This window comes from Pseudoclavibacter sp. CFCC 14310 (assembly GCF_008831165.1).
Lineage (GTDB): Bacteria > Actinomycetota > Actinomycetes > Actinomycetales > Microbacteriaceae > Pseudoclavibacter_A.
Window position 1 is genome coordinate 253,979 of sequence record NZ_WBKC01000001.1, and the last position, 14,851, is coordinate 268,829.

Here is a 14,851-nt window from a genome sequence, read left to right on the forward strand (position 1 = left end):
CCGCAGGCTCAGCGCTCGTGCAGAAAGTCGCCGATGACCGTGCTGATCAGCTCGGGGCGTTCGGCGACCAGCGCATGTGTGGCTCCCGGCACGATGCACAGCTGGGCGCCGGGAATCGACTTCGCGATCAGCAGGGTGTGCTCGACGGGAACGGCATCGCGATCTGCGGCCATGACGAGTGTCGGGGCAGTGACGGCGCCGAGGTCGGCCGCAGCGATGTGCGGCTCGGTGCTCCAGAGCTCCATGAGCTTGTCGAGCACCACGTCGACGTGCTCCGGGCCGTCTGGCGAGAGCCGCTGATACCAGTCGCGCTCGCTGCCCGGTTCGACCGTCGGCTGCTCAGGCTGCGCTTCTGGCTCTGGCTCTGGTTCTGGTTCTGGCCCTGGCTGTGACTCTGGCTCTGGCGACGAGCCCGCCTCGTCGCCCATATGGAAGGCCGAGGGGTCGAGGTTCGCGCTGATGGCCACGAGCGAGCGCACCCGCTGCGGATGCCGCATCGTGAGCAGCAGCCCGATGATCGCGCCGTCGCTGTAGCCGACGACATGCGCTTGGTCGACGCCCATCGCATTGAGATAGGCGAGCACGTCGTCCACGCCTCGGTCGTAGTCGAACGCTTCGGCAACATCGGCGCTTCGGCCGTGACCGGGCCGCTCGAACGCGAGCACGCGATGTTCCGCGGCCAGAGCATCCGCTTGTGGGCGCAGCGATTCGAGCGAGCAGAACCCGCCATGCAGCAGAAGCACCGGGGCGCGCTCGGCAGAACCGGCGTCTTCACCCTCGACGTCGTGCGGGCGGGTGTCTTCGGCATACATCTCGCGGCCGTTGATCGTGAGATGGCCGCTTGTCGTGCGAGCCGCTCGAACGAGCTTTCCGGGCATAGCCATGCTCCGAAGTCTAACGGTCACATTCCCAGCCAGAGCCGCAGCAGCGCCGCGACCGCCGCACCTGCGACCACGACCACGATGAAGGGCGCTCGCATCCACAGCAGCAGCGCGGCGACGCCGAGGGCGACCACGCGCGCGTCGAACACCACCGCACCGTTCGTGGTGAACGCCTGCACGGCGACCAGTGCACCCAAGAGCGCCACGGTGACGCCGCCGAGCACCGACTGCACACGCGGTGACGAGAGCACTCCGGCCGGAATCAGATAGCCGGTCAGCTTGAGCCCGAAGGCGATCACGGCCGAGACGAGGATGATGACCCAGGCGATGCTCATCGTGTCATGCCCCGATCTGTCTGTCGGTCACGCGGTCGGCGTCGAGGGTTGACGCGTCGCGCCTCGCCGATGGAGGCGATGGCGAGCCCGACCGCGGCGGCGACGAGCACGGGGATGCCGGCGGGGGTCGTCGGCGTGAGCACCAGCGCGACGACTGCGGCGGCGATCGCGATCGCAATCGGTTCGCGTCCGCGAAGGCGCGGCCAGAGCAGCCCGAGGAAGGCCGCGGCCGCGGCCGCGTCGAGACCCCAGACGCGGGGGTCGGGAATCTGTTCGCCGATCAGTGCGCCGACCAGCGTCATGGCCGCCCAGCCGAGGTAGACGCCGACGGCGGTCACCCAGAACCCGAGGCGTTTCGCCGCCCTCGTCGGCTGCGCGAGTGCGACGGCGGCCGTCTCGTCGATGGTGAACTGCGCGGCGGCGAGACGACGGAGCCCGGGCAGATCGAGGATCGGCGCCAGCTGCAGACCGTAGAGGCTGTGCCGCATGGCGAGCAGCGACGAGCTCGCGACGGCGCTCACCGCGCTGGCCGGGGTGAACCCGCCGGTGGTCACGACGCCCACGATCGCGTACTGCGAGCCGCCGGTGAAGAGCAGCAGACTCATCACGAGCGACTGCACCGTGGTGAATCCCGCGGCCACCGAGAGCGCTCCGAAGCTGATGCCGTAGAGGGCCGTGGCGATCGACACAGACAGTCCCATGCGCCACGCCTCGCGGCGATCGTCGGCCCCGGAACGACTGGGGCGCTCGTCGGTGAGCGGGTCGTGTTCGGGCATGGCGACCATTATCGCGTGCCGGGCCGGCATCGGTACACTGAAGGCGTGGTGAATCTCAACATTGCCGGCAAGACGTATCCGGCCACAGAGCCCTATCTGGTGGCACGCGAGAAGGTGCGCGAGTTCGCCTCCGCGGTGTTCTCGAACAGCGCGCTGAGTCGTGATCCGCGGGTCGCCCTCGACAGCGGATACAGCGGGGTCGTCGCACCGCCGACCTTCGCTGTGATCATCTCGCAGCGCGCCGAACAGCGCCTGCTCTTCGACCCCGACGCGGGCATCGACTTCACCCGTCTGGTGCACGGCGACCAGCGCTTCATCCACGAGCGGCCGATCGTCGCCGGCGACGAGCTGACCGCTCAGCTCACCGTCACCGCGGTGCGCAGGCTCGGCCACAACGCCATGGTCACGACGGTCACCAAGATTCGAGACCGTGACCAGCAGCTGGTGTCGACTGCCATCGCGACCTTCGTGATTCGCGAGGAGCCGGCCGAGGCCGCGCCTGAGACAGCACCCGAGACGGTGCCTGAGCCGGCGCAGGGCAGCAAGGAGGACGCACGATGAGCGACGCAGAGCAGACACCTCAGGTCGAGCCGCACACAGAGTCGCAGCTTGCCGCAGACACCCGCGATCTGCCTGCGGTCGAGGTCGGCGCGGAGTTCGGCCCGAGAACCGTGCACCTCACGCGAGACAGCCTGGTGCGCTATGCCGGGGCGTCCGGTGACTTCAACCCGATTCACTACCGTGACGATGCGGCCAAGCAGGCAGGCATGCCCAGCGTGCTGGCCCACGGCATGCTCACCATGGGTCTCGCGATTCAGCCGGTCGTCGACTGGGTCGCCGCGGGCGATCCCAGCCGCGTCTTCGACTATCAGGCGCGGTTCACCCGCCCGGTGCTCGTCGACGTCGAGACGGGTGCCGACGTGCAGGTGAGCGCCAAAGTCACGGCGATCGAGACGATCGAGCAGGGCGTGCACACCGGAAAGCGTGCCGCGAAGGTCACGATCACCGCGACCTTCGAAGGTCGCACGGTGCTCGGCAAGGCGCTGGCGCAGGTGCTGCTGTGACGTTCCGCTTCGCCGACGAGACCACGATGGGCGTCGGCGGCGGGGTCGAGCGTGTCTTCGACATCACCACACCGGCCGAGGCTCTGGAGGCACTCGGCGAGGTCGACGGCGTGCATGACGAATTCGTGGTGCTCGGCGGCGGGTCGAATCTGGTCGTCGCCGATGAGGGGTTCGAGGGGGCCGTGCTTCGGGTGCGCAACGAGGGCACCGACGTTCGCGTGCACGCCGAGGGCGTGCTCGACCTGCATGTGGCCGCCGGCGAGGTCTGGGACGACCTCGTGGCCCGAACGGTCGAGTCCGGCCTGGGCGGCATCGAGGCGCTGAGCGGTGTTCCCGGCCGCGTCGGGGCGGCGGTGATTCAGAACATCGGCGCCTACGGGCACGAGGTGGGTGAGGCGCTGGTCTCCGTCGACTTCGCCGATGCCGCCACCGGTGAGCTGCGTACGATCTCAGCCGCCGACCTGGGGCTCGGCTACCGCACCAGTGCCTTCAAACGCGGAGAGCTCGAAGGCGTCGTGACAGCGATCACCCTGCGGCTGCACGGCGACGGGCTCTCGGCCCCGTTGCAGTATGCCCAGCTGGCAGCGGCACTCGGCGTCGAGGTCGGGCATCGCGCACCGGTGCAGCAGGTGCGTGACACGGTGCTGAGCCTGCGTCGCAGCAAAGGCATGGTCTACGACCCGGCAGACATCGACTCGCACGGGTGCGGGTCGTTCTTCACGAACCCGATCGTGCACGCCTCGTTTGCGAACGGGCTGCCGGCGGATGCCCCGCGCTGGCCCGTCTCGGAAGAAGCGTTGAACGGGCAATCGTCGACCGGCTCGGCGAGCGCGCCCGCGAGCGACGCAGGGGATGCCGCTGTCGCAGCGGTGATCCCGCTCGATCGCTTTCGCGGCGACGAGCTGTACGCAGCCGGTCAGCAGGGGCGACAGAGCGGTCGGCGTCTGGTCAAGCTGAGTGCCGGATGGCTGATCGAGCACGCAGGAGTGCACCGCAGCTTCGCGCTGCCAGGGTCCCAGGCGGGCATCAGCTCTCGGCACACGCTGGCGATCACTAATCGCGGTGGCGCGACCGCCCGACAGGTCGTCGAGCTCGCCACGTTCGTGCAGACGCGGGTGGCCAACGAGTTCGGCATCGCGCTGCAGCCGGAGCCGATTCTGCTGGGATTCGGCGAGAACTGAGTCGGTCTCAGCGGCGGCGGAAGATCCGCGCTGCCAGCAGCACGCCCAATGCCGAGCTGCCGACGATCGCTGCGGTCTTGCCGAAGCGCTTCAGCTTGCGCGAGTACTCTGACGGATTCGCACGAGCAGTGAGTTCGGTGATGTCTGCCGAGAGCAGACGCTGGGTGTGCTCGATCTTCGCCTGAATGCGCTCGATCTCTGAGAGTCCCTGGCCGAGGTCGGTGTTGCTCATCGCTCGCTCCTGTTCGGGGTGATGGTGCTGACGATGCCGCGCACCGACTCGACGGTCTTCGGTGCGCCTTTGACCTTCTTGAACCGCTTGACGCCGATGAGCACGGCGAGTCCTGCGACGATCAGCCAGAACACCCCGAGGATCAATCCCGACCAGCCGTTGCCTACCAGCAGCCCGAGCCCCCACCAGGCGCCGAGCGACAGAAAGAGCAGAGCGAAGACGACGATGGCGCCCGCGCCGATGAACAGCGCGCCGCCGATGCCTGCGTTGCGACCTGAGTCGCGGAGTTCGGCCTTCGCCAGCTCGATCTCCTGGTGAACGAGATCCTGCACGCCGGTCGAGATGTCTCCCAACAGAGTGCTGATCGGGCGTCTCTCAGTCATGATCGTGTCGCCTTCCTTGAGTCCGGCCCTCAGTCTACGCTGAAGAATCGCTGCAGGCGGTGCACGCCCTCGAGCAGCGACTCGTCGTCGAGCGCGTATGAGAGACGCAGGTAGCCGCTGCGCCCGAAGGCCTCGCCCGGCACGACCGCGACGTCGGTCTGATCGAGCAGCAGATCGGCCAGCTCGAGCGTCGTGGTGGGAGTCACGCCGTGCCATTCGCGGCCGAGCACTCCGGTCACATCTGGGTAGGCGTAGAACGCACCCTCGGGCACCGGAACGACGAATCCGTCGATCTTCGACAGCTCGTCGACGATGAGGCGGCGGCGGCGGTCGAACGCCGCGCGCATCTCGGCCACGGCATCCTGCGGGCCGGTCAGGGCCTCGACGGCCGCGCGCTGCGACACGTTCGAAACGTTCGATGTGAGGTGCGACTGCAGGTTCGAGACGGCCTTGGCCACCCGCTGCGGGCCGACCAGCCAGCCGACTCGCCAGCCGGTCATCGCGTAGGTCTTGGCGACGCCGTTGACCAGCACGGTGTTGTCGGCGGCCTCGGGAATGACTGAGGCGATGCTGGTCGCGGTCACTCCGTCGTAGGTCAGGTTCTGATAGATCTCGTCGGCGAGAATCCAGATGTCGTGCTCGACCGCCCAGCGTGCGATCGCCTCGGTCTGCTCTCGCGTGTACACCGCGCCCGTGGGGTTCGAGGGCGAGACGAAGAGCACGAGTCGGGTGCGCTCAGTGCGGGCCGCTTCGAGCTGGTCGACCGTTACGCGATAGCCCTGGTCTGCGCCGGCGAAGACCTCGACCGGGGTGCCGCCGGCGAGCCGGATCGCCTCGGGGTAGGTCGTCCAGTAGGGCGCGGGAAGGATGACTTCGTCACCCTCGCCGACGAGCGCAGCGAACGCCTCATAGACGGCCTGCTTGCCGCCGTTGGTGATGACCACCTGTGAGGGGTCGACCGTCAGGCCGCTGTCGCGCTGCGTCTTCGCCACGACTGCTCTGCGCAGATCGGGCAGACCGGCCGCGGGCGTGTAGCGAAAGTTGCCGGGGTCGTCGAGTGCGCGACGTGCGGCGTCGACGATGTTGGCCGGTGTCGAGAAGTCCGGCTCGCCGGCTCCGTAGCTGATCACCGGTCGGCCGGATGCCTTCAGGGCCTTCGCCTTTGCGTCGACCTTCAGAGTGGCTGATTCGTTGATGGCCAGGATGCGTGGGGAGAGAGGAAGTTCAGTGCTCACGGCCTCCAGTCTACGAGCAGGTGGTCGGTCGCGGCCACAGTCGACGCGCGCAGAATGCGCTGAGTTGCAGAATGCACTTGAGTTTCTGCGCGCACCGTCGTCGGGTGCGGGCGATGGCATACCTGGTGAGAGAGGGAGCGTCCATGAGAGAATGTCCCAACCTCGTGGCGGCGTCGCTCCTGGCCTCGCCGCACAGCGCGAGGCGAAGCAGTACACAGAAGACAAATGAAGACTCTGAGCAGGTGAGGGTCAACAGCGTTCAGTCGAACGCTGACAGCCAGAGGAGCAGCCATGAGAAACCGATTCATCCAGACCGGCGCCGCCGCCGCTGTCGCGCTCGCAGCCGTGCTCTCGCTGAGCGCCTGCAGCACGGCGCAGTCGAAAGACGACGCCTGCACGCAGCTGCGCAACATCGACGGCAGCGACATTCAGACGCCGAGCGCGTCAGAAGTGCGCTCCGGTGCGGCCAAAGATTCGCTCTCCGATGTGGCGAGCACGCTGGAGAACGCTGCCTCCGGCATCAGCAACGAAGAGGTCAAACCGTTGGTCGACGACGCTGCGACTTCGGCTCGCGGTGTCTCGGACTACTATTCCGAGAACTTCGCGAACGGCATCGACACCAATGTCACTGACCTCGAGGCAGCGAAGCAGCTGCAGACCAAGGCGACTGAGTTCAGCGACAAGACGAAAGACTTCACCGACAAGCTCAAGACTCTTCGCGACACCTGCGAACTCTGAGCAGCGCAACGGGTGAGCGGGCTGCGGCACAGTCGATCGGAAGTGCGACCCACCCCACGGCAGAGGCCGGAGCAGCCGTATGGACATGATGCGCGCAGCCCGCTACACTGGCAGACGGTATTGACAGATACCAAGCTGAACTGTGCCTTCGACGTCAGCGCACCGCGTGTCGGTGAAGATCGAGGGCCTCACGTGTGAACCACGTGAAGGGCGGTGGCTCAATTGGTAGAGCAGCGGTCTCCAAAACCGCAGGTTGCAGGTTCGAGTCCTGTCCGCCCTGCACATCTCGTGTGAACGGGGTGCTGTGCACACCGGCACGGTTGATGAGAGGGATGGAACCACATGGCTGCAGCGTCGAGCGACGAGCTGAACGCGCACCTGGTCGAGAACGCAGAGACTGACCGGGCCAAGGCTCGGGGCATCTTCGGGCGTCTCTTCCTGTTCTTTCGTCAGGTCTTCGGCGAGCTGAGAAAAGTCACCACACCGACTCGCAAAGAGCTCACCAACCAGACGCTGGTCGTGCTCGTGTTCGTGCTGATCATGATGGCCATCATCACTCTGCTGGACTTCGTCTTCGGCATGGGCGTGGGCTTCCTGTTCGAACGCAGCGCCTGAGCGCCTGTCGTCTGACAGCACCGGCACATCCATAGCAGCAAATCGAGGAAGACGAACGTGGCAGAAGAAGAGACTGAACAGGCCGTGACCGAGACTCCGCAGGTCGACGAGGCGACAGCCGAGACCGCGGCGACGGCTGACGCTGCTGAGGCGACTTCTGCCGATGAGACGGCGGCTGTCGAACCGGCCGAAGCGGATGCCGCCGAGGTCAGCGACGAGGAACGCGTCCTGGCTGACTTCCGTCGTGAGCTGCGGCGTGCCGCAGGCGACTGGTACGTCATTCACTCGTACGCAGGCTATGAGAAGAGCGTCAAGAACTCGATTCTGAAGCGCCGTGAGTCGCAGGCCGGTGGCGACGACGTGCTCGAGGTGCAGGTGCCGATCGAGACCGTGCGCGAGGTTCGCAACGGCCAGTACAAGCTCGTCAAGCGCGTGCGCATCCCCGGCTACGTGCTCGTCCGCATGTTCCTCAACGAAGACTCATGGGAGCTGGTGCGCCGCACTCCGGGCGTGACCGGCTTCGTGGGCAACGCGCATGACCCGCTGCCGCTGCGCCGCAAAGAGGTCTTCGACATGCTGAAGACCACTGTGGTGCAGGAGGCGCAGGCCGAGGCAGAGAAGGCCGCCGAAGCCGAACAGGGCGCCGCACCCAAGTCGAAGAAGTCGAAGGCACAGCCCGCTCGGGTCATCCCGGTCGACGTCGACTTCGAGATCGGTGAGACCATCACCATTAAAGAAGGCTCGTTCGCGGGCCTGCCCGGTACGATCAGCGAGATCAACACGACCAGCGGCAAGCTCACCGTGCTCGTCTCGCTCTTCGAGCGCGAGACTCCGGTCGAGCTTTCGTTCGACCAGGTCACCAAACAGCTCTGAGACGGCGCAAACGCGGCGCATCCTGATGCGTCGTCGCCGACTCGTCCCAGACTTTCCGTGCAGAACGCGGAGAGAACATAGGTAAGAAGGAAAGAAAATGGCACCGAAGAAGAAAGCGGTGGGTTTCATCAAGCTTCAGATCGAAGCTGGTGCAGCGAACCCCGCACCGCCCATCGGCCCGGCACTGGGTCAGCATGGCGTGAACATCATGGATTTCTGCAAGGCCTACAACGCCGCGACTGAGTCTCAGCGCGGCAATGTGGTCCCGGTCGAGATCACCGTGTACGAAGACCGTTCGTTCACGTTCGAGCTCAAGACCCCGCCTGCAGCGAAGCTGATCCTCAAGGCAGCAGGCGTGCCCAAGGGCTCCGGCGTGCCGCACACCGACAAGGTGGGCTCGATCACGCACGAGCAGGCCAAAGAGATCGCTCAGACCAAGTTCGACGACCTCAACGCGAACGACATCGAGAACGCGGCGAAGATCATCGAGGGCACAGCGCGCTCGATGGGCATCACCATCAAGAAGTAGTTCCCACCGCCGTCGGCTCTCGACGGCGCACCAGACAGGAGTGGGAGGGTCACGCCGACCCGATGAACCACGACTGCACCAAACACTGCAACGGGGAGCCATCCCCGAGACATACAGGAGAAGCAGATGACCAGGCGTTCAAAAGCCTATGTGGCCGCGGCCGAGAAGATCGAGCCCGGCAAGTTCTACACTCCGGCGGAGGCTGTCGCCCTCGCCCGTGAGACCGGATCGGCCAAGACCGATTCAACCGTCGAGGTGGCGCTGAAGCTCAGCGTCGATCCTCGCAAAGCCGACCAGCTGGTGCGTGGCACCGTCAGCCTGCCGAACGGCACTGGTAAGACCGCCCGCGTGATCGTGTTCGCCAACGGCGACGCGGCCGACGCAGCTGCAGCCGCCGGCGCCGACGAGGTCGGCAGCGACGAGCTCATCGCCAAGGTGCAGGGAGGCTGGACCGACTTCGACGCGGCCGTCGCAACCCCTGACCTGATGGGCAAGGTCGGTCGCCTCGGTAAGGTGCTCGGCCCCCGCGGTCTGATGCCGAACCCCAAGACCGGTACGGTCACCACCGACCCGGCGAAGGCCGTCACCGACATCAAGGGCGGCAAGATCGAGTTCCGCACCGACAAGCACGCCAACGTGCACTTCATCGTCGGCAAGGCGTCGTTCACCCCCGAGGCGCTGACGCAGAACATCCAGGCCGCACTCGACGAGATCATTCGTCTGAAGCCGTCGGCTGCCAAGGGCCGCTATGTGACCAAGGGCGTCGTCTCGACGACCTTCGGCCCGGGCATCCCACTCGACGTCAACGCACTGGTCGTTCCGGCCAAGTAGTCGCACCGGTCGTCCTGACCTGCGCATTCGCAGAAAGCCCCGCACCCTCACTGAGTGTGCGGGGCTTTCTCGATGATGTGCGCCGGATGCGTCCTGGCATCGTCGGCCCGCATCTCGTCAGCCGTTCGTGGGCGCGGATGCATCGAGACTCTCTGCACGCTGCGAGTGGGCAGACCTCGTCGACTTCGCCATACTTGAGGTGGGGGGACAGCATTACTGGGCCCTCCCAATCGCATGGAACGCTCCAGAGGGCGTTCTGCAGTTTGATCCAGAGCACGATCCATAGGAGGATCCAGTCATGAGTGACACCACCACACTTCCCGCGCCGAAGCTCGGCAATCAGCTCGGTGCGGAGTTTCTCGGCACGTTTCTGCTCGTCTTCGGAGGCACCGGCGCAGCCGTGCTGGCGGCGACGGTCGACCACGGCATCGGCTATCTCGGTGTGGCCCTGGCGTTCGGCCTGACCGTAGTGGTCGGCGCCTACGCCTTCGGCCCGGTCTCCGGCGGCCACTTCAACCCGGCGGTCACCATCGGTCTCGCCGCAGCCGGCCGATTCTCCTGGAAGCATGTGCTGCCCTACGTCGCCGCCCAGATCGTCGGAGGCATCGTCGGTTCGGCCGTGCTGCTCGTGATCGCTTCGGGCCGCGCCGGCTTCAGCCTGAGCGACGGCTTCGCCACCAACGGGTACGGAGCGCATTCGCCTGAGGGGTATGGCATGCTGCCGGCGTTCGTGATCGAGTTCGTACTCACCGCGATCTTCCTCTACGTGATCATCGGCGTGACCGGAAAGCGCGCAGCGGCAGGATTCGCACCGCTGGCCATCGGCCTGACGCTCGCCCTCATCCACCTGATCTCGATCCCGGTGACCAACACCTCGGTCAACCCCGCGCGTTCGATCGCTCCGGCGATCTTCGTGGGCGGTGACGCACTGGTGCAGCTCTGGCTGTTCATCCTGGCACCTGTTCTCGGTGCGATCTTCGCCGGTGTGACCTACGCGCTGGTCACCGGCGAGCGCAAGTAGCGGTCAGACGAAGTCGGGCTCTGGCACGGCGTCGAGCCGGGCCAGAGTCTCGTCAGCGAGCTGCACGAGCTTCGCGATCTGCTGATCGTCTCGATCGACCCAGCGGGTGACCGGGTCGCCCAAGGGGCGGAAGTCCTCGTGCTGCTCCCAGACCAGCAGCGTGCGCTGGGCGCCCATCACGTACTGCTGCCACCAGATCTGACGCAGGTAGGTGCGGGGCAGCTTCTCGATCGGCTTCGTGCTGGTCTTGATCTCGGCCAGCAGCAGGTCGCTGCATCCGCTGCATTCGTTGATGCCGTCCGGCGTCGCCAGATGGCGGGCGTTGCCGTCCGAGCGAAAGAGCACCGTGCTGGTGTGCAGCCCGAAGTTCTGGCGCATCCACTCGGCGATCACCGGCTCGCGTTCGCGACCGTAGTCGGTGTAGGCGTTCCCCGAGAACCCGTGCGGGTCGCACTTCGACCGCACCACTCCATCCACCGATCGCGGGGTCGCGAGGTGCGCTGCGTCGGTCGCGGTGATGCCGAAGCTGCGGGCCTTGAGCCAGCTGATGCGATCGTGGCTGTCGGCGAGCACGCGGGAGCGCAGAAAGTCGGGAACGTGAGTCACGCCCTCCAGCCTAGCCACCGCTCTCGCAGACTGACGCAGAACCGGCGCACTGGCACAGATCGGCGCACTGACGCAGAACCGGCGCACCGGCACGGAACCGGTCAGCCCAGGCCGCGCAGGCTGAACACGGTGTACCACGAGGTTCCAGGCGTAGCCGGCGCCTCCTGTACGCCGTGGGCTCGGCAGAGCACCATCGCTGCGGCAGAGATCGCCTGCGCTTCTCTGTGGCTGCAGGGCAGCGGCTGCCGCAGAAGTCGAGCCCAGTCGTCGCAGTGCGCCCAGCGGGCGATCCGCTCGCTGACCTGGGTCGACGCGCAGGAGAAGCCCAGGGCCGACCCCCAACAGAAGACGCCCTGGGCGGCCCGATAGAGCCCGATGACCTGCGCGGGTGCTCGGAACCTTCGAGCGTCGTCGAACCACCAGGTCAGCTGCCCGGTGGCGATGTCGAACTCGACGTGACGCTCACCCCCGATGCCCCAGCGCATCAGGTGCGCACGCGATGCACGGTCGAGATGTCTGAGCCCGATCTGTGCCAGCCGATTCAACGACAACGAGCTCGCCTCGGGAGCGGGGCAACCTCGCTCATGCGCACTCAGCGGCAGATGGCAGCGTGGACAATAGGCATTGATCATCAGCGTTCCCCCCTAAGCCGCGTCCGCGGCTCCACTGGCCGTCAGAGTGACCAGACCAGAACGGGTCGGCTCCTTTGACGACCGCGTCAGTCCCATTCCACCGGAGTTCGTGCAGACTGCAACTGGAATCAGACGACTGTGGATAACTTCCCTTGCTCACAAGGGTAGGGGTATGCGCTCTTGTGTCGGTACGTGCGTGCGGCGGAGTGCTCTCATCGATACGAGGATCGAGCGTCTGGGGAAACGCCGGTCGAAGACCCGCTTGTGTCGACTCCTGACAACCGGTAGGCTAGTCGACGGCCAAAGACCGCCGGTTCCTGTCTAGTGACAGGCGAAGGTCACGAGAGTGACGACCTGCGTAGGTGAACGAACAACATGCACGACCGTGTCGAACGCGCCGTGCATCGAGCTCCGACATCTACGTCGGAGCTTTTTTCATTCTTGTGGGCATCGGGCCGCCGGCATGACATCACGAGGAGTGCAATGGCGAACAAGGAAGCTGCAGTCGCCGAGCTGACGGAGGAATTCCGTAGCTCAAGCGCAGTGCTGCTGACCGAGTATCGCGGCCTCACGGTTGCAGATCTGAAGAAGATCCGCGATTCAATCCGTGAGAATGCCACGTTCTCTGTGGTGAAGAACACGCTCGCGAAGATCGCCGCGAAGGAGGCGGGCATCGACGCATTCGACGATGCTCTCGCCGGCCCGAGCGCGCTGGTGTTCGTGCACGGCGACGTGGTCCCTGTGGCCAAGGCGCTGCGTGACTTCAGCAAAGAGAATCCTCTTCTGGTGCTCAAGAACGGCTACTTCGATGGCGCCGCTCTGACTCCCGAAGACGTGCAGAAGCTTGCCGATCTCGAGACCCGCGAAGTGCTGCTGGCAAAGCTGGCCGGCGCGTTCAAGGCCTCGCTGTTCGGTGCCGCATACCTGTTCAACGCACCGCTGTCGCAGGCCGCTCGCGCGGTCGACGCGCTGCGTCAGAAGAAAGAAGAGGCCGAGGCGTAAGACCTCTTCGGTCTTCACTACGGTTTCATCCGCAAACCACACATCAGACATCTGAGATAAAGGAACCATCATGGCAAAGCTGTCAACTGAAGAGCTCATCGCGGCCTTCAAGGAGCTCACCCTCATCGAGCTCAACGATTTCGTCAAGGCATTCGAGGAGACCTTCGAGGTCACCGCTGCCGCTCCCGTCGCCGTGGCTGCTGCCCCGGCTGCCGGCGGCGACGCCGAGGCTGCCGAAGAGAAGACTGAGTTCGACGTCGTTCTCGAGGCTGCTGGCGACAAGAAGATCCAGGTCATCAAGGCTGTTCGCGCCCTGACCAGCCTGGGCCTGGGCGAGGCCAAGGCTCTCGTCGACGGCGCTCCTGCGACCGTTCTCGAGGCTGCCAACAAGGAGACCGCCGAGAAGGCCAAGGCCGACATCGAGGCTGCAGGCGGCAAGGTCACCCTGAAGTGAGTCGATCGCTCGACTGAGTGAGCGGCCGACTTCGGTCGCCTGCACACAGCGAGCATCGGTGACGAGCCGGGGCTGACCCCGTTCCGAGCCGAGTCTCTGAAAGACCGCCAGGACTGTCATTCGTGACAGCCCTGGCGGTCTTCTCTGTCTCTGGGCGCAACTGCGCCCAAACGGTTCAGTCACCGGTAACATCCCCCTCGACCGGCCTAGACTGGCAGGGCACGATCTTCCGAGCACAGGAGCGCAGATGGCACAGCACGCTGAGGGATTCTTCGACAATCGCGAACGATTCCGAGACGCCGACATGGCGACGCGCGCTGTGCACGTGGGGCTCGACCCCGACAAAGAGACTGGGTCGGTGGTGCCGCCCATCTACCAGACGTCGACCTATGTGCAGGACGGCATCGGGCACGGACGCCACGGCTATGAGTACGGCCGCATGAGCAACCCGACTCGCGACGCCCTGCAGGTGAGCCTCGCTTCGCTCGAGAACGGAGCAGCGGCGTTGAGCTTCAGCTCTGGTCTGGCAGCCGAAGACGCCCTGCTGCGCACTCTGCTGAAACCCGGCGACACCGTGGTCAGCGGCAACGACGTCTACGGAGGCACGCATCGTCTGATCTCGAAGATCTGGGGCGAATGGGGTGTGCACTCAGTCGAGACCGATCTCTCTGACGTCGACCTCGCCCGCGGCGTGATCGAAGAGGCCCAGCCGCGCGTGGTCTGGATCGAGACACCCACGAACCCCATGATGCAGATCAGCGATGTCGCCGCACTCGCCGAGATCGCCCATCAGTCGGGCGCTCTGGTGGTCGTCGACAACACCTTCGCATCGCCGGTGCTGCAGCAGCCCATCAGCCTGGGCGCCGACTTCGTCGTGCACTCCACGACGAAGTACCTGGGCGGGCACTCCGACGTGGTCGGAGGTGCGGTGGTTCTCGCCACGGACGAATACGAAGACCGGCTCTGGTTCAGCCAGTACGCTCTGGGTGCGATCTCGTCGCCCTTCGACTGCTGGCTCACGCTGCGCGGCATCAAGACGCTCGGCCTGCGTGTGCAGCGCCACTCCGAGAACGCGCAGCAGCTCGCCGAATGGCTCTCATCGCATCCCAAGATCGAGCAGGCTTTCTATCCGGGGCTACCCAGCCACCCCGGCCACGACGTCGCGGCGAAACAGATGCACGGAGGCTTCGGCGGCATGGTCTCGGTGGCCGTCGCCGGCGGCGAGCAGGCCGCCCGCACCTTCGCCGAGAGCACGAAGCTGTTCGTGCTCGGCGAGAGTCTCGGCGGTGTCGAGTCGCTGATCAACTACCCGTCAGAGATGACCCATGCCTCAGTCAAGGGCACGCCCCTCGCGGTGCCGCTGAATGTCGTGCGCCTCTCGGTCGGCATCGAGGGCGTCGACGACCTGCAGGCTGATCTCTCCCAGGCGCTCGATCAGATCTGATCGGCTCGAGCCTGGTCTC

General features: G+C 65.8%; 20 protein-coding genes and 1 tRNA gene. 13 read left to right on the top strand and 8 right to left on the bottom strand.

Annotation, left to right across the window (positions count from 1 at the left end; all coding sequences use genetic code 11):
* Positions 1-8: 8 nt before the first annotated feature.
* From F8O06_RS01110 to F8O06_RS01120, 3 genes are read right to left on the bottom strand one after another with little or no spacing between them, the layout of a single operon-like run.
* The gene (locus F8O06_RS01110; protein WP_225733312.1) at positions 9-884 is read right to left on the bottom strand and encodes an alpha/beta fold hydrolase; all 876 of its coding nucleotides are present in this window, start codon (positions 882-884) and stop codon (positions 9-11) included.
* Positions 885-901: 17 nt separating this feature from the next.
* On the bottom strand, positions 902-1,216 hold the full coding sequence (locus F8O06_RS01115; RefSeq protein WP_158030303.1) for an AzlD domain-containing protein: 315 nt from the start codon (positions 1,214-1,216) through the stop codon (positions 902-904).
* The gene (locus tag F8O06_RS01120) at positions 1,213-1,992 is read right to left on the bottom strand and encodes an AzlC family ABC transporter permease (protein WP_158037084.1); all 780 of its coding nucleotides are present in this window, start codon (positions 1,990-1,992) and stop codon (positions 1,213-1,215) included. Before F8O06_RS01120 ends, F8O06_RS01115 begins: the two co-directional genes overlap by 4 nt.
* Before the next feature lie 45 nt (positions 1,993-2,037).
* Here F8O06_RS01120 and F8O06_RS01125 point away from each other — a divergent pair, with 45 nt between their 5' ends.
* The 3 genes from F8O06_RS01125 to F8O06_RS01135 are packed head-to-tail and all read left to right on the top strand — an operon-like array spanning position 2,038 to position 4,237.
* Positions 2,038-2,553: a MaoC family dehydratase N-terminal domain-containing protein gene (locus F8O06_RS01125; protein ID WP_158037085.1), complete on the top strand. Its 516-nt coding sequence runs from the start codon at positions 2,038-2,040 to the stop codon at positions 2,551-2,553.
* A complete protein-coding gene (locus F8O06_RS01130) occupies positions 2,550-3,056 on the top strand; it encodes a MaoC/PaaZ C-terminal domain-containing protein (protein WP_158037086.1) in 507 nt (168 codons plus the stop codon). The genes F8O06_RS01125 and F8O06_RS01130 overlap by 4 nt, the downstream gene beginning before the upstream one ends.
* Positions 3,053-4,237: a UDP-N-acetylmuramate dehydrogenase gene (locus tag F8O06_RS01135; RefSeq protein ID WP_225733313.1), complete on the top strand. Its 1,185-nt coding sequence runs from the start codon at positions 3,053-3,055 to the stop codon at positions 4,235-4,237. Before F8O06_RS01130 ends, F8O06_RS01135 begins: the two co-directional genes overlap by 4 nt.
* Before the next feature lie 7 nt (positions 4,238-4,244).
* Here F8O06_RS01135 and F8O06_RS01140 read toward each other — a convergent pair whose 3' ends face one another.
* The 3 genes from F8O06_RS01140 to F8O06_RS01150 are packed head-to-tail and all read right to left on the bottom strand — an operon-like array spanning position 4,245 to position 6,087.
* On the bottom strand, positions 4,245-4,469 hold the full coding sequence (locus F8O06_RS01140) for a DUF3618 domain-containing protein (protein ID WP_158037087.1): 225 nt from the start codon (positions 4,467-4,469) through the stop codon (positions 4,245-4,247).
* A complete protein-coding gene (locus F8O06_RS01145) occupies positions 4,466-4,852 on the bottom strand; it encodes a phage holin family protein (protein ID WP_158037088.1) in 387 nt (128 codons plus the stop codon). The genes F8O06_RS01140 and F8O06_RS01145 overlap by 4 nt, the downstream gene beginning before the upstream one ends.
* Before the next feature lie 29 nt (positions 4,853-4,881).
* The gene (locus tag F8O06_RS01150) at positions 4,882-6,087 is read right to left on the bottom strand and encodes a pyridoxal phosphate-dependent aminotransferase (RefSeq protein WP_225733314.1); all 1,206 of its coding nucleotides are present in this window, start codon (positions 6,085-6,087) and stop codon (positions 4,882-4,884) included.
* 291 nt (positions 6,088-6,378) lie between these two features.
* Here F8O06_RS01150 and F8O06_RS01155 point away from each other — a divergent pair, with 291 nt between their 5' ends.
* From F8O06_RS01155 to aqpZ, 7 genes are all read left to right on the top strand, one after another.
* Positions 6,379-6,825: a hypothetical protein gene (locus tag F8O06_RS01155; protein WP_158037090.1), complete on the top strand. Its 447-nt coding sequence runs from the start codon at positions 6,379-6,381 to the stop codon at positions 6,823-6,825.
* Positions 6,826-7,032: 207 nt separating this feature from the next.
* Positions 7,033-7,105, top strand: a tRNA-Trp gene (locus tag F8O06_RS01160).
* 62 nt (positions 7,106-7,167) lie between these two features.
* Positions 7,168-7,440: a preprotein translocase subunit SecE gene (secE, locus tag F8O06_RS01165; RefSeq protein WP_158030296.1), complete on the top strand. Its 273-nt coding sequence runs from the start codon at positions 7,168-7,170 to the stop codon at positions 7,438-7,440.
* Between the two features lie 57 nt (positions 7,441-7,497).
* Positions 7,498-8,313 (top strand): transcription termination/antitermination protein NusG, encoded by an 816-nt coding sequence (gene nusG, locus F8O06_RS01170; protein WP_225733315.1) that lies wholly within the window; start codon positions 7,498-7,500, stop codon positions 8,311-8,313.
* A gap of 97 nt (positions 8,314-8,410) precedes the next feature.
* The gene (gene rplK, locus F8O06_RS01175; protein WP_158030294.1) at positions 8,411-8,842 is read left to right on the top strand and encodes a 50S ribosomal protein L11; all 432 of its coding nucleotides are present in this window, start codon (positions 8,411-8,413) and stop codon (positions 8,840-8,842) included.
* 126 nt (positions 8,843-8,968) lie between these two features.
* Positions 8,969-9,673, top strand: a complete 705-nt coding sequence (rplA, locus tag F8O06_RS01180; protein ID WP_158030293.1) for a 50S ribosomal protein L1 — start codon at positions 8,969-8,971, stop codon at positions 9,671-9,673.
* A 298-nt stretch (positions 9,674-9,971) separates the two neighbouring features.
* Positions 9,972-10,694, top strand: coding sequence for an aquaporin Z (gene aqpZ, locus F8O06_RS01185; protein WP_158037092.1), 723 nt, complete (start codon positions 9,972-9,974; stop codon positions 10,692-10,694).
* A gap of 3 nt (positions 10,695-10,697) precedes the next feature.
* Here the strand turns inward: aqpZ and F8O06_RS01190 are convergent, their stop codons facing one another.
* On the bottom strand, positions 10,698-11,300 hold the full coding sequence (locus F8O06_RS01190) for a YqaJ viral recombinase family protein (protein ID WP_158037093.1): 603 nt from the start codon (positions 11,298-11,300) through the stop codon (positions 10,698-10,700).
* A 101-nt stretch (positions 11,301-11,401) separates the two neighbouring features.
* On the bottom strand, positions 11,402-11,851 hold the full coding sequence (locus tag F8O06_RS01195; protein ID WP_158037094.1) for a DUF6882 domain-containing protein: 450 nt from the start codon (positions 11,849-11,851) through the stop codon (positions 11,402-11,404).
* Positions 11,852-12,415: 564 nt separating this feature from the next.
* Between F8O06_RS01195 and rplJ the strand changes: the two genes are divergently transcribed.
* The 3 genes from rplJ to F8O06_RS01210 all read left to right on the top strand — a co-directional run bounded on the left by rplJ (position 12,416) and on the right by F8O06_RS01210 (position 14,832).
* Positions 12,416-12,934 carry a 50S ribosomal protein L10 gene (rplJ, locus tag F8O06_RS01200; RefSeq protein ID WP_158030289.1) on the top strand — a complete coding sequence of 173 codons (519 nt, stop codon included), beginning with the start codon at positions 12,416-12,418 and terminating at the stop codon, positions 12,932-12,934.
* Positions 12,935-13,004: 70 nt separating this feature from the next.
* Entirely contained in the window at positions 13,005-13,388 is a 384-nt protein-coding gene (gene rplL, locus F8O06_RS01205; RefSeq protein WP_158030288.1) for a 50S ribosomal protein L7/L12, read from the top strand.
* A gap of 247 nt (positions 13,389-13,635) precedes the next feature.
* Complete coding sequence (locus F8O06_RS01210) at positions 13,636-14,832, top strand: cystathionine gamma-synthase (RefSeq protein ID WP_158037095.1); 1,197 nt, start codon at positions 13,636-13,638, stop codon at positions 14,830-14,832.
* Positions 14,833-14,851: the final 19 nt, after the last annotated feature.

Bases quoted from the DNA above. Each gene is read 5' to 3' on its own strand.
- F8O06_RS01110 (WP_225733312.1), bottom strand. From the start codon at position 884: ATGGCTATGCCCGGAAAGCTCGTTCGAGCGGCTCGCACGACAAGCGGC.
- F8O06_RS01115 (WP_158030303.1), bottom strand. From the start codon at position 1,216: ATGAGCATCGCCTGGGTCATCATCCTCGTCTCGGCCGTGATCGCCTTC.
- F8O06_RS01120 (WP_158037084.1), bottom strand. From the start codon at position 1,992: ATGCCCGAACACGACCCGCTCACCGACGAGCGCCCCAGTCGTTCCGGG.
- F8O06_RS01130 (WP_158037086.1), top strand. From the start codon at position 2,550: ATGAGCGACGCAGAGCAGACACCTCAGGTCGAGCCGCACACAGAGTCG.
- F8O06_RS01140 (WP_158037087.1), bottom strand. From the start codon at position 4,469: ATGAGCAACACCGACCTCGGCCAGGGACTCTCAGAGATCGAGCGCATT.
- F8O06_RS01145 (WP_158037088.1), bottom strand. From the start codon at position 4,852: ATGACTGAGAGACGCCCGATCAGCACTCTGTTGGGAGACATCTCGACC.
- F8O06_RS01155 (WP_158037090.1), top strand. From the start codon at position 6,379: ATGAGAAACCGATTCATCCAGACCGGCGCCGCCGCCGCTGTCGCGCTC.
- secE (WP_158030296.1), top strand. From the start codon at position 7,168: ATGGCTGCAGCGTCGAGCGACGAGCTGAACGCGCACCTGGTCGAGAAC.
- rplK (WP_158030294.1), top strand. From the start codon at position 8,411: ATGGCACCGAAGAAGAAAGCGGTGGGTTTCATCAAGCTTCAGATCGAA.
- rplA (WP_158030293.1), top strand. From the start codon at position 8,969: ATGACCAGGCGTTCAAAAGCCTATGTGGCCGCGGCCGAGAAGATCGAG.
- aqpZ (WP_158037092.1), top strand. From the start codon at position 9,972: ATGAGTGACACCACCACACTTCCCGCGCCGAAGCTCGGCAATCAGCTC.
- rplJ (WP_158030289.1), top strand. From the start codon at position 12,416: ATGGCGAACAAGGAAGCTGCAGTCGCCGAGCTGACGGAGGAATTCCGT.
- rplL (WP_158030288.1), top strand. From the start codon at position 13,005: ATGGCAAAGCTGTCAACTGAAGAGCTCATCGCGGCCTTCAAGGAGCTC.
- F8O06_RS01210 (WP_158037095.1), top strand. From the start codon at position 13,636: ATGGCACAGCACGCTGAGGGATTCTTCGACAATCGCGAACGATTCCGA.